Origin of the sequence: Pseudomonas sp. Eqa60 (genome assembly GCF_018326405.1) — a bacterium.
Classification (GTDB): Bacteria; Pseudomonadota; Gammaproteobacteria; order Pseudomonadales; family Pseudomonadaceae; genus Aquipseudomonas; species Aquipseudomonas protegens.
The window spans coordinates 2926044-2939260 of record NZ_AP024342.1; the positions used below are offsets into that span (position 1 = coordinate 2926044).

The 13217-nt window shown below is 64.3% G+C and carries 10 protein-coding genes and 1 pseudogene; 4 read left to right on the forward strand and 7 right to left on the reverse strand.

The window, feature by feature from the left end; all coding sequences use genetic code 11:
• The first annotated feature begins 20 nt into the window (after window positions 1-20).
• Complete coding sequence (locus KI242_RS13545) at window positions 21-1505, forward strand: DASS family sodium-coupled anion symporter (RefSeq protein WP_212806251.1); 1485 nt, start codon at window positions 21-23, stop codon at window positions 1503-1505.
• Between the two features lie 15 nt (window positions 1506-1520).
• On the opposite strand, the gene dapF is transcribed toward KI242_RS13545, so the two are convergent.
• Entirely contained in the window at window positions 1521-2315 is a 795-nt protein-coding gene (gene dapF, locus KI242_RS13550; RefSeq protein ID WP_015635273.1) for a diaminopimelate epimerase, read from the reverse strand.
• Between the two features lie 208 nt (window positions 2316-2523).
• Between dapF and KI242_RS13555 the strand changes: the two genes are divergently transcribed.
• Entirely contained in the window at window positions 2524-4185 is a 1662-nt protein-coding gene (locus tag KI242_RS13555; RefSeq protein WP_011060836.1) for an MFS transporter, read from the forward strand.
• The gene (locus KI242_RS13560; protein ID WP_019094312.1) at window positions 4182-5306 is read left to right on the forward strand and encodes an HlyD family secretion protein; all 1125 of its coding nucleotides are present in this window, start codon (window positions 4182-4184) and stop codon (window positions 5304-5306) included. Before KI242_RS13555 ends, KI242_RS13560 begins: the two co-directional genes overlap by 4 nt.
• Window positions 5307-5531: 225 nt before the next feature.
• On the opposite strand, the gene copD is transcribed toward KI242_RS13560, so the two are convergent.
• Genes copD through KI242_RS13575 form a run of 3 tightly spaced genes read right to left on the reverse strand, consistent with a single transcriptional unit; the run spans window position 5532 to window position 7243 of the window.
• Entirely contained in the window at window positions 5532-6407 is an 876-nt protein-coding gene (copD, locus tag KI242_RS13565; RefSeq protein ID WP_212806252.1) for a copper homeostasis membrane protein CopD, read from the reverse strand.
• Window positions 6408-6410: 3 nt separating this feature from the next.
• Complete coding sequence (gene copC, locus KI242_RS13570) at window positions 6411-6779, reverse strand: copper homeostasis periplasmic binding protein CopC (RefSeq protein ID WP_011060839.1); 369 nt, start codon at window positions 6777-6779, stop codon at window positions 6411-6413.
• A gap of 29 nt (window positions 6780-6808) precedes the next feature.
• Complete coding sequence (locus KI242_RS13575; RefSeq protein ID WP_011060840.1) at window positions 6809-7243, reverse strand: GNAT family N-acetyltransferase; 435 nt, start codon at window positions 7241-7243, stop codon at window positions 6809-6811.
• Between the two features lie 264 nt (window positions 7244-7507).
• Between KI242_RS13575 and KI242_RS13580 the strand changes: the two genes are divergently transcribed.
• The gene (locus tag KI242_RS13580; RefSeq protein ID WP_183000491.1) at window positions 7508-8128 is read left to right on the forward strand and encodes a TetR/AcrR family transcriptional regulator; all 621 of its coding nucleotides are present in this window, start codon (window positions 7508-7510) and stop codon (window positions 8126-8128) included.
• Between the two features lie 178 nt (window positions 8129-8306).
• On the opposite strand, the gene preA is transcribed toward KI242_RS13580, so the two are convergent.
• The 3 genes and pseudogenes from preA to hydA form a co-directional block, all read right to left on the reverse strand.
• Window positions 8307-9581, reverse strand: a complete 1275-nt coding sequence (gene preA / locus KI242_RS13585) for an NAD-dependent dihydropyrimidine dehydrogenase subunit PreA (protein WP_194237802.1) — start codon at window positions 9579-9581, stop codon at window positions 8307-8309.
• A complete protein-coding gene (locus KI242_RS13590; RefSeq protein WP_187682877.1) occupies window positions 9582-10949 on the reverse strand; it encodes an NAD(P)-dependent oxidoreductase in 1368 nt (455 codons plus the stop codon).
• Between the two features lie 220 nt (window positions 10950-11169).
• Window positions 11170-12608, reverse strand: a pseudogene (gene hydA / locus KI242_RS13595) (dihydropyrimidinase).
• Window positions 12609-13217: the final 609 nt, after the last annotated feature.

A 13217-nucleotide genomic window follows, 5' to 3' on the forward strand; every position in this document is an offset into this window, starting at 1 on the left:
AATTGAAAAGGAAAAGGCCCATGTCCAAGCCTGAAACAACGGCGCCCACGGCCAAGGCTGTATTACCGATTGGATTGCTGATCGCCGTGCTGGCGATGGTTGTCGTGTTGCTGTTGCCACTGCCCGCCGACCTGCCGGTGGCGGGGCACCGGATGCTGGCGATCCTGGCCTTTGCCGTGGTGGTGTGGATCAGCGAGGCGGTGTCCTACGAGGCCAGCGCGATCATGATCACCGCCTTGATGGCCTTCCTCATCGGCACCGCGCCGACCCTGCAGGACCCGAGCCAGCTCTATGGCAGCTCGGCGGCCATCGGCCTGGCCCTCACCGGGTTCTCCAACTCGGCCCTGGCCCTGGTGGCCGGTGCCTTGTTCATCGCCGCCGCCATGACCCACACCGGCCTCGACCGGCGCATCGCCCTGGTGACCCTGACCCGGGTCGGCACCAGCACCCGGCGCATCCTTATCGGCGCCATTGCCGTGACCATCCTCCTCAGCCTGCTGGTGCCCAGCGCCACCGCCCGCAGTGCCTGCGTGGTGCCGATCATGATGGGGGTGATTGCCGCCTTCGGCGTCGACAAGCGCTCCAATATCGCCGCCGGGCTGATGATCGTGGTCGCCCAGGGCACCAGCATCTGGAACGTCGGCATCCAGACCGCCGCGGCGCAGAACCTGCTGACCGTGGGCTTCATGGACAAGATGCTCGGCCAGCGCGTGGCCTGGCTCGACTGGCTGATCGCCGGCGCGCCCTGGGCGGTGATCATGTCTTTGGTGCTGCTGTGGCTGGTGCTGAAACTGCTGCCGCCTGAAACCGACAGCATTCCCGGCGGCAAGGAGGCGGTGGCCCAGTCCCTGGCGGACATCGGGCCCATGACCGGGCCGCAGAAACGCCTGCTGGCGGTGTCGGTGCTGCTGTTGTTGGCCTGGTCCACCGAAGGCAAGCTGCACCCCTTCGACACCACGACCACCACCTACGCCGGGCTGGTGATACTGCTGCTGCCGCGGATCGGCATCATGACCTGGAAGGATGTGCAGTCGCGCATTCCCTGGGGCACGGTGATCGTCTTCGGCGTCGGCATCAGCCTGGGGTCGGCGCTGCTCAGCACCCAGGCCGGGCAGTGGCTGGGGAGCCAGGTAGTGGCCCATACCGGCCTGGACCAGGTGGGGCCTTTGGCGGTGTTCGCGATTCTCGCGGCGTTCCTGATCCTCATCCACCTGGGGTTCGCCAGCGCCACGGCGCTGACTTCGGCCTTGCTGCCGATCCTGATCGCCGTGCTGCAGACCCTGCCGGGTGAGTTCAGCCGCCTGGGCATGACCATGCTCCTGGGCTTTGTGGTCAGCTACGGCTTCATCCTGCCGATCAACGCGCCGCAGAACATGGTCTGCCTGGGTACCGAGACCTTCAATGCCCGGCAGTTCGCCAAGGTCGGGCTGCTGGTGACGCTGATCGGCTACCTGCTGATGCTGGTGTTCGCCATGACCTGGTGGAAATGGCTGGGCTGGATGTAGGAAAAGTAAATCCCTTCACAGTGACCCGCTGAACACCCGGGTCACGCTGCCGGCCAGGCGCACCTTGCCTTGGCCGTCCCAGCTCACCGTCACCGGCCCGCCATCGCACAGCACCCGCACCGGGCTGTCCAGCAGGCCGCGGCGGATGCCGTTGACTGCCGCTGCGCAGGAGCAGGAGCCGGAACCCAGGGGGATGGCGCCATTGCGCTCCCAGATGCGCAGGCGGATGGTCTGGCGGTCGATCACCTGAATGAAATGCACATTGGTCTTGTGTGGAAACAGCGGGTCGCTCTCGATCTGTGGGCCCAGCGTGGCAATGTCTAGCGGTGCCAGGTCGTCGACGAAAAAACTGCAATGGGGGTTGCCCATGCTGCACGCCGCCGGTGTTCCCGGCAGTGGCAGGTGCAGGCTGTCCAGCTCTCGGACCAGGGGGATGGACTGCCAGTCGAACGAAGGCAGGCCCATTTCCACCGACACCGACCGATCCTCAAGGCGCAGGCATTGCTGCAGGCCGCGGGCGGTTTTCACCTGCACCGAGGTGACGCCGCTTTCCTGCATCAGCAGGTCGGCGGCGCCCCGGGTGGCACTGCCGCAGGTGTCCAGGCTGGAACCATCGGCGTTGAAGAAGGTCAGTTGCGCCGCGCTGTCGCTGCAATCGCCGAGCACCACCAACTGATTGAAACCGATGCCACGCCGGCGGTCCCCCAGGGCCCTGGCCAGCTCGCGGGTGATCGGGTTGGTGCGGCCACGGGCATCGATCAGCACGAAGTCGTCACTATTGGCGTGCATCTTCACAAAGTTCAGGGGCATTCGGGCTCCAACAGGCGAGGGCAGGGAAGGGCGGGGGCCAGCGCATGCAGGATTCCGAAAAAAAGCCACCGACGCCAGCGCCTTAAAATAAAATTCATCCTGCAAGCCCGGGCATTGCCTGGGCGGCGGGATTTTCCGGCACACTGCCGGACCACCGGGAATATCGCCGACCGCCGCAACAGCGGCCGGCACAGCACAAGGTCATGGCATGGATCACTACGCCCCGCGCAACTGGCAGCCCCACGAAAAGCCCAGCTTGCCCGGCTCCCCCTCGACACCGTTGCACCCCACCCACAAGCGCCTGGCCTATGCGCTGGTGGGCTTGCTGGTGGCCATCACCGGTGGCCTGGGCAACTCGTTGGTGATCGCCAACCTGCCGTACCTGCAGGGGGCGCTGGGGGCGACCACCGCGGAAATGGCCTGGCTGCCGGCCGCCTACGTGATGACCAACGTGTCGATGAACCTGTTGCTGGTGAAGTTTCGCCAGCAGTTCGGCCTGCGCGCCTTCACCGAAGTGTTCCTGGTGCTCTACGCCCTGGTGACCTTCGGCCACCTGTTCGTCAACGACCTGAGCTCGGCCATCGCCGTGCGGGCGGCCCACGGCATGGTCGGCGCGGCGCTGAGCTCCCTGGGCCTGTACTACATGGTCCAGGCCTTCCCGGCGAAGTGGCGGCTCAAGGCCCTGGTGCTGGGGCTGGGCGCCTCGCAACTGGCCTTGCCCCTGGCCCGGCTGTTTTCCGAGGACCTGCTGCAGATCGCCGAATGGCGCGGCCTGTACCTGTTCGAACTGGGCCTGGCGCTGACCTCCCTGGGCTGCGTGTTCATGCTCAAGCTGCCGCCGGGGGACCGCTTCCGTACCTTCGAGAAGCTCGATTTCCTGACCTTTGCCCTATTGGCCACTGGCGTGGCCCTGCTGTGCGCGGTGCTGTCCCTGGGGCGCATCGACTGGTGGCTGGAGGCGCCGTGGATCGGCTACGCCAGCGCCGCCTCGATCCTGCTGATCATGGCGGGGCTGTGCATCGAACATAACCGCAGCAACCCGATGCTGATGACCCGCTGGCTGGGCAGCGGGGCGATAATCCGCCTGGCCCTGGCAGTGATACTGATTCGCATGGTGCTGTCGGAACAGTCCACCGGCGCCGTAGGCTTTCTCCAGGCGCTGAACATGAGCAGCCAGCAGATGCGCATGCTCTACGGGGTGATGCTGCTGGGCAGCATTGCCGGGCTGGCCACCAGCGCCCTGACCATCAACCCGGCGCACCTGCTGATGCCACTGGTCATTTCCCTGGCGCTGATGGCCGTGGGGTCGGTAATGGACAGCTTTTCGAGCAACCTCACGCGCCCGGCCAACATGTACTTCAGCCAGTTCCTGCTGGCCTTCGGCGGTACGTTCTTTCTTGGCCCGACCATGGTCCTGGGCACCCGCAACGTGCTGACCAACCCGCGCAACCTGGTGAGCTTCTCGGTGCTGTTCGGCATCTGCCAGAACCTTGGCGGGCTGATCGGCTCGGCCTTGCTCGGGACCTTCCAGATCGTGCGCGAGAAGTACCATTCCAGCCATATCGTCGAGCAGTTGACTCTGCTCGATCCCCAGGTCCTGGCCCGGGTACAGAGCGGCGGGGCGGCCTACGGCAAGGTCATCGCCGACCCGGACCTGCGCACCCTGCAAGGCATACGCAGCCTGGCCACCGCGGCCACGCGCGAAGCCAACGTACTGGCCTATAACGATGTATTCATGCTGATCGCGGTGATTGCGGTACTGACCATGATCTGGATATTCATTCGCAGCCTGTGGCTGATGAGCACGACCCAAGCGGTCGCGCCTGCCGCCCCGGCTCCCGTTCAACAAAGTGGTGCCTCTTCTTCATGAGCGAAACCGTCAACCCCACCACCAACGCCATTGCCTCGACTCCCGAGCCCAGCGGCCCGCCGACCATGCCGGCCACCGAGCCACGGCCGCTGGCGGTGCGCATCATCTCGTCCCTGGGCTTTGCCGCCATCGCCATCGTTGGTGTGCTGATCGTGCTCTACGCCTGGCAACTGCCACCCTTCTCCAGCGCCATCGAAAGCACCGAGAACGCCCTGGTGCGGGGGCAGGTGACCATCATCGGCCCGCAGCTCAGTGGCTACGTGTTCGAAGTGCCGGTGCAGGACTTCCAGCAGGTCAAGGCCGGCGACCTGCTGGTGCGCCTTGACGACCGTATCTACCAGCAGCGCCTGGACCAGTCCCTGGCGCAACTGGCGGTGCAGAAGGCGGCCCTGGCCAATGCCCTGCAACAGCGCAACAGCGCCGAAGCCACCATCAAGCTGCGCCAGGCGGCCCTGGCCGACAGCCAGGCCCAGGCGCGCAAGAGCGCAGCCGACCTGCAACGCAACGAAGCACTGATTGCCGACGGCTCGGTGTCCCGGCGTGAACTGGACGTGACCCGCGCGGCCAATGCCCAGACCGTGGCCGCCGTGGCCCAGGCCCAGGCGCAACTGGAAATAGCCCGCCAGGACCTGCAGACCGTGATCGTCAACCGCGGCTCCCTGGAAGCGGCGGTGGCCAGCGCCGAAGCCGCGGTGGAACTGGCGCGGATCGATCTGTCCAACACCCGCATCCTCGCCCCGCGGGACGGCCAGCTGGGGCAGATCGGCGTGCGCCTGGGGGCCTACGTCAACTCCGGCGCCCAGCTCATGGCCCTGGTGCCGAACCAGCTGTGGGTGATTGCCAACATGAAGGAAACCCAGATGGACAACGTCCGGGTCGGGCAGCCGGTGAGCTTTACCGTGGACGCCCTGAACCACCGCAAATTCACCGGCAAGGTGCAGCGGATCTCCCCGGCCACCGGTTCCGAGTTCGCCTTGCTGCAGGCCGACAATGCCACCGGCAACTTCGTCAAGATTGCCCAGCGGGTGCCGGTGCGGATCACCGTCGACCCGGACCAGCCAGAGCTTGAACGCCTGCGCCCGGGGTTGTCGGTGGTGGTCAGCATTGATACCAGCCAATAGCCGACACAGCACCTCACGTAGGAGCCGGCTTGCCGGCGAAGGGGCCGGCAAGATTTGCACCGATGCTGCAAACGCCTTCGCTGGCAAGCCAGCTCCTGCAAGGGCTGGGTTTTCCCAAGGCTCGATGCTTTGCGTAGGAGCCGGCTTGCCGGCGAAGCGGTTCGTAAGATTTGCAGCGATGCTGCCGACGCTTTCGCTGGCAAGCCAGCTCCTACAGGCTGAGGTTTAGACCGCCTGCATCGGCGGCAAGGTGCCCAGCAACGAGACCGCCGCCACTGCGGCCACACCCAGCAGCCATTCCACCTGCACGCTGTTGCGCAGGCTCGACAGGCGCTGGTCGCAACCGCGGATTCGCAGGCGGTTGAACAGCGCCAGCCCCAGCATCCCCGCCACCAGCAGCACCTTGATCAGCAGGATCAGGGCAAAACCATTGAACAATGGAGTCGGCCACCATTGCCCGGTGAGCACCCGCACGTTGATCAGGCCGGTTAGCAGCAAGCCGGTTACCAGCCCATAACCCACGCCGCTGAAGCGCTTTAACAAGGGCTCGACAGACAGCCCAGCGGGTTGCCGCAACACCAGCAACAACACCAGCAAGCCCCCCAACCAGATGGCGACGCAGCTTAAATGCACGATCTGATTGAGGATCAGCATCTGCCCCGCCAACCCATCGAGCATGGCACCGTGGCCCACCGGAGCCAGGGTTGCCAGGAGCAGGGCGCCCAGGCCCAGTTGCAGTGGCAGGCGCCGGCCCAGCGGGGTCAGCAGCAGCCCCAGCAACAGCAGGTTGAGCAGCAGGTGCCAGGTCCAGACCTGGCCGAAGAAGGTCTTGCCCAGCACCAACTGCACGGTCGCCGGGTCCAGCGCTGCCGACCAGGAGCCGGCCATGCTGGCGGTGATCAGCAGCAGCCAGCACAGGCCGCTGCCCAGGCCGATCAGCGTCAACCAGCGGCTGAGTCGATCGAGCTGTCGATACACGGCGCCATGGCCGCTCTGCGCGGAATCTCGGCCCAGCAACAGCGGGCGAAACACCCAGGCGCCCACCAGGGTCAACACCACCGCAAAGTGCACGAAGCGGCACAGCACCAGCCATGACGCCATGGATTACTGGCTCACCTTGAAGCTGTAGCTGCCTTCGCTCTTGTGGGTATCCACCGACACGGCGTGCCATTCCACCTTGTACTCGCCGGCGCGCAGCGGCGTGGCGGCCGGGGTGACCACCAGGGTCTTCTTGTCCGCGCCTTCGGTGGCGACGCTTTTGACCTCCACCGGGGCGCCGTCCTTGCTCAGCTTGACCTGGGTGAAGGCCGCTTCCACGCCTTCGGTGAATACAAGACGCAGCTCGCTGGGCGCGCTGACACTGCCTTGGGCCGCCGGGGTCGAGCTTTTCAGGTGGGCGTGGGCGAACACTGAACTGGCGGCCAGCAGGGAGGTCAGCAGGGCGGTGGTGGTGAAGAGGTTTTTCAGGGACATGGCAGGTTTACCTTTAAAGAGAATGGGGCTCATTGGTCTTGCAACTGCATGTGAATGATCGGAAACGGCCGGCCTTCACCGTCGGTTTCCGAACGACCGCAGTCGACGAAGCCGTAGCGACGGTAGAAACCATGGGCCTGGGGGTTCTGTTCGTTGACGTCGACCTTGAGGCCGGGACGGCGTACGTGATCCAGGAGCTTTCGACCGATGCCCTGGCCCCGTTGGGCCGGTTCGATGAACAGCATTTGTACCGTGTCGTCGCTGGTGGCGATAAAACCGCCGGGGCTGGCGTCGGGGTTCTCCCAGACCCAGGCCTCAAGGGCCGGCAGGTAGCTGTCGCGTACCAGCGGGTACAGGCGCTGGATATCGTCTTCAGCGATAAAGTCATGGGTGGCGCGGACCGAACGCTCCCAGAGCGCGGTCAGCAGGGCGTCGTCCGCAGCGACGCGAGGGCGAATCTTCATGAGCATGTTCCATCGGTAACAGGACAGATGGCCGGCGATGGTGCAGGGCCGGCATTCGGGCAGAGACCTGTATGCCCGTGTCGCGAATTAACGCCTGGACGGAGCACCGCAGTGGCTGCTGCAAATGAGCGGGAGGCCGATCCTACCCAATATGGCCGGGTGGTGAAAGACCGACGCAGGCCGGCGATGTCGCAGGCTTGACAGCTCCCCGCAGCGGGCGGGCGGATGCTAGTCTTGCCCCAGACTGTTTTCGTAGGAGCCCTCATGGGCAATCACAAGATCGAGATTCGTCGCAGCAACGTGGGAAAGATCCTCCTGGGTGCCGAGAAAATCTTCGCTGAAAAGGGCTATGCCGGCACCGCCATGGCCGACATCGCCGAAGAAGTGCAACTGCCGCGCTCCAACCTGCATTACTACTTCAGCACCAAGAACGAGCTGTACAGCGCTGTGCTCCTGGACCTGCTGGATGTGTGGAAACAGGACGCATTGTGCTTCGAGATGTTCGATGACCCGCGGGTGGTGCTCAGCAGCTACATCCGCGCCAAGATGCAGCATTCACGCAGCCGGCCCTATGGCTCCAAGGTCTGGGCCAACGAAATCATGCACGGCGCCCCGACCCTGGGCGAGACCCTGGATGCCAGCCTGTACGACTGGGCGAAGATGAAGGAAGCGAAGATCCGCCAGTGGGTGGAGGACGGGCGGATCCTGCCGGTGGAGCCGTCGAGCCTGCTGTACATGATCTGGGCCTCGACCCAGCACTATGCCGACTTCGATCATCAAGTGATGATCCTCAACGACCATCAACCTTTATCGGATTTGCAATTTGAACGCGCAGTCCAGACCGTCACCAGCGTCATCCTGCGCGGCATCGGCCTGGAACCCTGAACCTGCATCGCCGCTTCCCGTAGGAGCTGGCTTGCCAGCGAAGGGGCCCGCAAGACCGCCTTCGCCGGCAAGCCGGCTCCTACAGAACCTCCCGCGATATTCCTGCCAGCCGTAGGAGCTGGCTTGCCAACGAAGAGGCCCGCAAGACCACCTTCGCCGGCAAGAGCAGGCCTCTCTCTCAAACAGCTTCGCGGTAGGGGTTGCGCGGGTCGTGCAGCCAGTCGAGGAACGGTTTGCCCGTGTCCTGGGGCACCATCTCGATGCAGTCCTGCACCGGGCAGGTGATCTGGCACAGGTTGCAGCCCACGCATTCGTCGTCGATCACTTCATATACATGGCTGCCGTCGGCTTGCCGGAGGCTGGCAATCGCCTGGTGCGAGGTGTCTTCGCAGGCGATATGGCAGCGGCCGCAGCCAATGCAGGCCTGCTGGTCGATCCTGGCGATCACCTGGTAGTTGATGTCCAGGTACTTCCAGTCGGTGGTGTTGCCCACCGCGCGCCCGGAGAAGTCCTGCAGGCTGTGGTAGCCCTGGCTGTCCATCCACCGCGACAGCCCATCCTTCATTTCCTCGACGATGCGAAAGCCATGCAGCATCGCCGCCGTGCACACCTGCACCGCGCCGCAGCCCAGGGCGACGAACTCCGCCGCATCGCGCCAGCTGCCGATGCCGCCGATGCCGCAGATCGGCAGGCCGCGGGTCTGCGGATCGCGGGCAATTTCCGCGACCATGTTCAGGGCGATCGGCTTGACCGCCGAGCCGCAATAACCGCCGTGGGTGCTCTGGCTGCCCACCATGGGGTGGGCCACCATGCGCTCCAGGTCGACGCTGGTGATGGAGTTGATGGTGTTGATCAGCGACACCGCGTCCGCCCCGCCACGATGGGCGGCGCGGGCGGCCATGCGAATGTCGGTGATGTTCGGCGTCAGCTTGACGATCACCGGCAGCGAGCAGTAGGTCTTGCACCAGCGGGTCACCTGCTCGACATACTCCGGCACCTGGCCCACCGCCGCGCCCATGCCCCGTTCCGGCATGCCGTGGGGGCAGCCGAAGTTCAGTTCGATGCCGTCGGCACCGGTGGCTTCCACCAGCGGCAGGATGGCTTTCCACGACTCTTCGACGCAGGGCACCATCAGCGAGACGATCAGCGCCCGATCCGGCCAGTCCTTCTTCACCTGGGTGATTTCCTTGAGGTTGATCTCCAGGGAGCGGTCGGTGATCAGCTCGATGTTGTTGATCCCCATGACCTCGCGGTTGGGCCCGAAGTGCGCCGAGTAGCGCGACGACACGTTGACCGCCGCCGGGTCTTCACCCAGGGTTTTCCAGACCACACCGCCCCAGCCGGCCTCGAACGCGCGGACCACGTTGTAGGCCTTGTCGGTGGGCGGCGCGGAGGCCAGCCAGAACGGGTTGGGCGCCTTGATACCAGCGAAGACAATCGACAGATCGGCCATTTATGCCGCCTCCTGGTTGAGCATCAGTCGGGCATGCATGGCTTCTGCGGCCAGCTTGCCGTGTTGTACCGCCTGCACGGTGAGGTCCTGGCCGAGGCTGACGCAGTCGCCGCCGGCGTAGACTCCGGGAATGCTGGTGCGCAGGTGTTCGTCCACCTGGATACGTTCGCCGCTGCGTTGCAGCTCCCGGGCCAGCGGGTCGCTCAGAGCTGTAGCGTCGAAGCTCTGGCCGATGGCCTTGAAGATCGCATCGGCGGCCAGTTCGAAGGTGTCGCCGGTGGTTTGCAGGCGGCCTTCCACCATGCGGGTACGGGCGAAGCGCATGCCGCGCACCCGGCCCTGGTCATCCAGCAGCACCTGTTGCGGCGCGGCCCAGGTCAGCAGGCGCACCTGATTGGCCTTGGCGATGTCCTGTTCATGCTCGGTGGCGCCCATGTCCTCGACGCCCCGGCGGTACACCAGGTTGACGTCACTGGCACCCAGGCGCGCCATCTGCACCGCCATGTCGATGGCGGTATTGCCAGCGCCGAGCACGATGCAGCGCTCGGCCAGGGGCAGTTGGCTGAGGTCGTCGGCCTGGCGCAATTCGCGAATGTAGTCGGTGGCGGCCAGCAGCCCGGGGGCGTCTTCATGCTCCAGCCCCAGTTGCTTGCTGGCGGCCAGCCCGAGGCCGAGGAACACCGCGTCGAACTGCTGGTGCAGCTCGGTCAGGCTCAGGTTGGCGCCGAGTTTGTGCCCGTGGCGGATCTCGATGCCGCCAACGCCCAGTAGAAACTCCAGCTCCTGCTGGGCGAAGTCATCCACCAGCTTGTACTTGGCGATCCCGTATTCGTTGAGGCCGCCAGCCTTGTCCCGGGCTTCGAAAATCACCACCTCATGGCCGTGCAGGGCGCAGCGGTGGGCGCAGGACAAACCCGCCGGGCCGGCGCCGACCACGGCAATGCGCTTGCCGGTGGGCGCGGCGCGCTGGAACGGGTGCTGGGTGAAGTGCGCGTTGTCCACGGCATAGCGCTGCAACAGGCCGATCAGCACCGGCGCGCACTCCTGGGCGTTATTGCGCACGCAGGCCTGCTGGCAGAGGATTTCCGTGGGGCAGACCCGGGCGCAGCTGCCGCCGAGGATGTTGGCCGAGAGAATCTTCTGCGCCGCACCCTGGACGTTGTCGGTGTGGATATTGCGGATGAACGAAGGAATGTCGATCTCGCTGGGGCAGGCGTTGACGCAGGGCGCGTCGTAGCAATACAGGCAGCGCGAAGCTTCCAGGTGGGCCTGGCGGGCGTTGAGCGGCGGCGCCAGGTCGCTGAAGTGGCCGGCCAGGGTGGCGTTGTCCAGGGTCGGGTGGGGCAAGTGGTTCAAGGTCTTGATCACGGTTTTGGCCTCACGGTTCGTTTCTTGGTTGCCTCTGACGGGCATTTTCTATAGCTGGGATCACCCATATCCGTAGGAGCCGGCTTGCCGGCGAATAGGCCTTTGACTCTTACAAGGGATTTGCGGGCGCCTTCGCTGGCAAGCCAGCTCCTACAGGGGGCATGGGTTTCTGTAGGAGCGAGCTTGCTCGCGATAGGGGGGGCAACGCCCCCTCCCGGGATCAGCGTTTAACCGCCGTCGGCTGATGCCGCTCGGCGCGCTTGCTCAAGAGGTCGAACACCGCCGGGTAGGCCGGGCGTTCGATGTAGCGCCCGGCACCGCGTTCGGCCCGCAGGTCGCCGTCGGCCCACACCAGCTTGCCCTGGCTGATGGTGTGGCTGGGCACGCCGCGCACGGTCTTGCCTTCGAAGATGTTGAAGTCCACCTGCTGGTGGTGGGTCTTGGCGGAAATGGTGCGGCTGCCTTGCGGGTCCCAGAGCACCAGGTCGGCGTCGGCGCCGACGCGGATCGCGCCCTTGCGCGGGTAGAGGTTGAAGATCTTCGCGGTGTTGGTGGAGGTCAGGGCGACGAATTCCTGCATCGACAGGCGCCCGGTATTCACCCCTTCATCCCACAGCACGGCCATGCGGTCCTCGATGCCGGCGGTGCCGTTGGGGATCTTGCTGAAATCATCGCGGCCGGCGGCTTTCTGTTCGGCGCAGAAGCAGCAGTGGTCGGTGGCGGTGGTGTGCAGGTTGCCCGATTGCAGGCCGCGCCACAGGGCCTCCTGATGGCCACGGGGGCGGAAGGGCGGGCTCATCACGTAGCCGGCGGCGGTTTGCCAGTCCGGGTCGCGGTACACGCTGTCGTCCAGCAGCAGGTGCCCGGCCAGCACTTCACCGTAGACCGGCTGGCCCTTGCCCCGGGCATAGCTGATTTCGTCCAGGGCTTCCTGGGTCGAGACGTGCACCAGGTACAGCGGCGTGCCCAGGGTCTCGGCGATGCGAATGGCCCGGCTGGCGGCTTCGCCTTCGACTTGCGAAGGCCGCGACAACGGGTGGGCTTCCGGCCCGGTAATGCCCTGGGCCAGCAGCTTGCGTTGCAGGTGATACACCAGCTCGCCGTTTTCCGCGTGCACCGTGGGTACCGCCCCCAGTTCCAGGCAGCGCTCGAAGCTCGCCACCAGGGTGTCGTCGGCGGCCATGATGGCGTTCTTGTAGGCCATGAAGTGCTTGAAGCTGTTGATGCCGTGGTGCTGCACCAGCTCGGCCATTTCCTCGCGCACCTGCTCGCTCCACCAGGTAATGGCCACGTGGAAGCCGTAGTCGCTGGCGGATTTTTCCGCCCAGCCGCGCCACTGCTGGAAGGCCTCCAGCAACGACTGCTGGGGGTTGGGAATCACGAAGTCGATGATCGAGGTGGTGCCCCCGCCAGACCCGCCGCCGTGCCGCTGAAGAAGTCTTCGCTGGCCACGGTGCCCATGAAGGGCAGTTGCATGTGGGTATGGGGGTCGATGCCGCCGGGCATCAAGTATTGGCCGCTGCCATCGAGCACTTCGCAACCGACGGGAATATCCAGATTGTTGCCGATGGCGCGAATTAGACCGTCTGCGCAGAGCACATCGGCTTTATAACTTTCATCATGGGTAATAACGGTGGCGCCACGGATAAACAGAGACATTCCGAGTTCCTCGCAGGCATGACCGACTGCTGTCGGTTCTAACTTTTTTATTGAACGCACTGATAACTTAAACAATCCTGTCAGCGGTGACAGGATTAGAAGCTAGTCGCACTTCAAAGAAACATCAAGAATATTTTTTATAAGCTTATATTCAATATAACTTGTTGAAATATAACGATTAAAAGTTCAAATCTGCAAAATGGTGCAGCCTCTCACCATTTTGACGCACTTGACAGGATCAAAAAATAGTCGAGATTTCCTATGTCAAATCAGCTGCTTGAGGAGGCGCTGGGAAGGCCGGGAAATAACTAGGAAAATAACCGTGCACTGCTTTGGGTCCTGATTGAATGGACAACTTGCCAAACACCCGGCCTGAGTGGATTGGCAACTAACCAGGGGCTTGAAAGTTGCTTGCATAAAACCCAATGACATCAGTTGTTTACATGGATTCCGCCAGCCGTGCAGCAACGACCGCGCAAGTACTTGGCATCTTTATTGAGTGCCGCCGCAGGTCGATGTGCCGGAGGGTGGAAGTCGTAAGTTCTCCGGCCATCGTCCGGCGCGCTGTCCCTTGGTGCGCCGGCCTGATGAGCAAAATAATCAGAACAA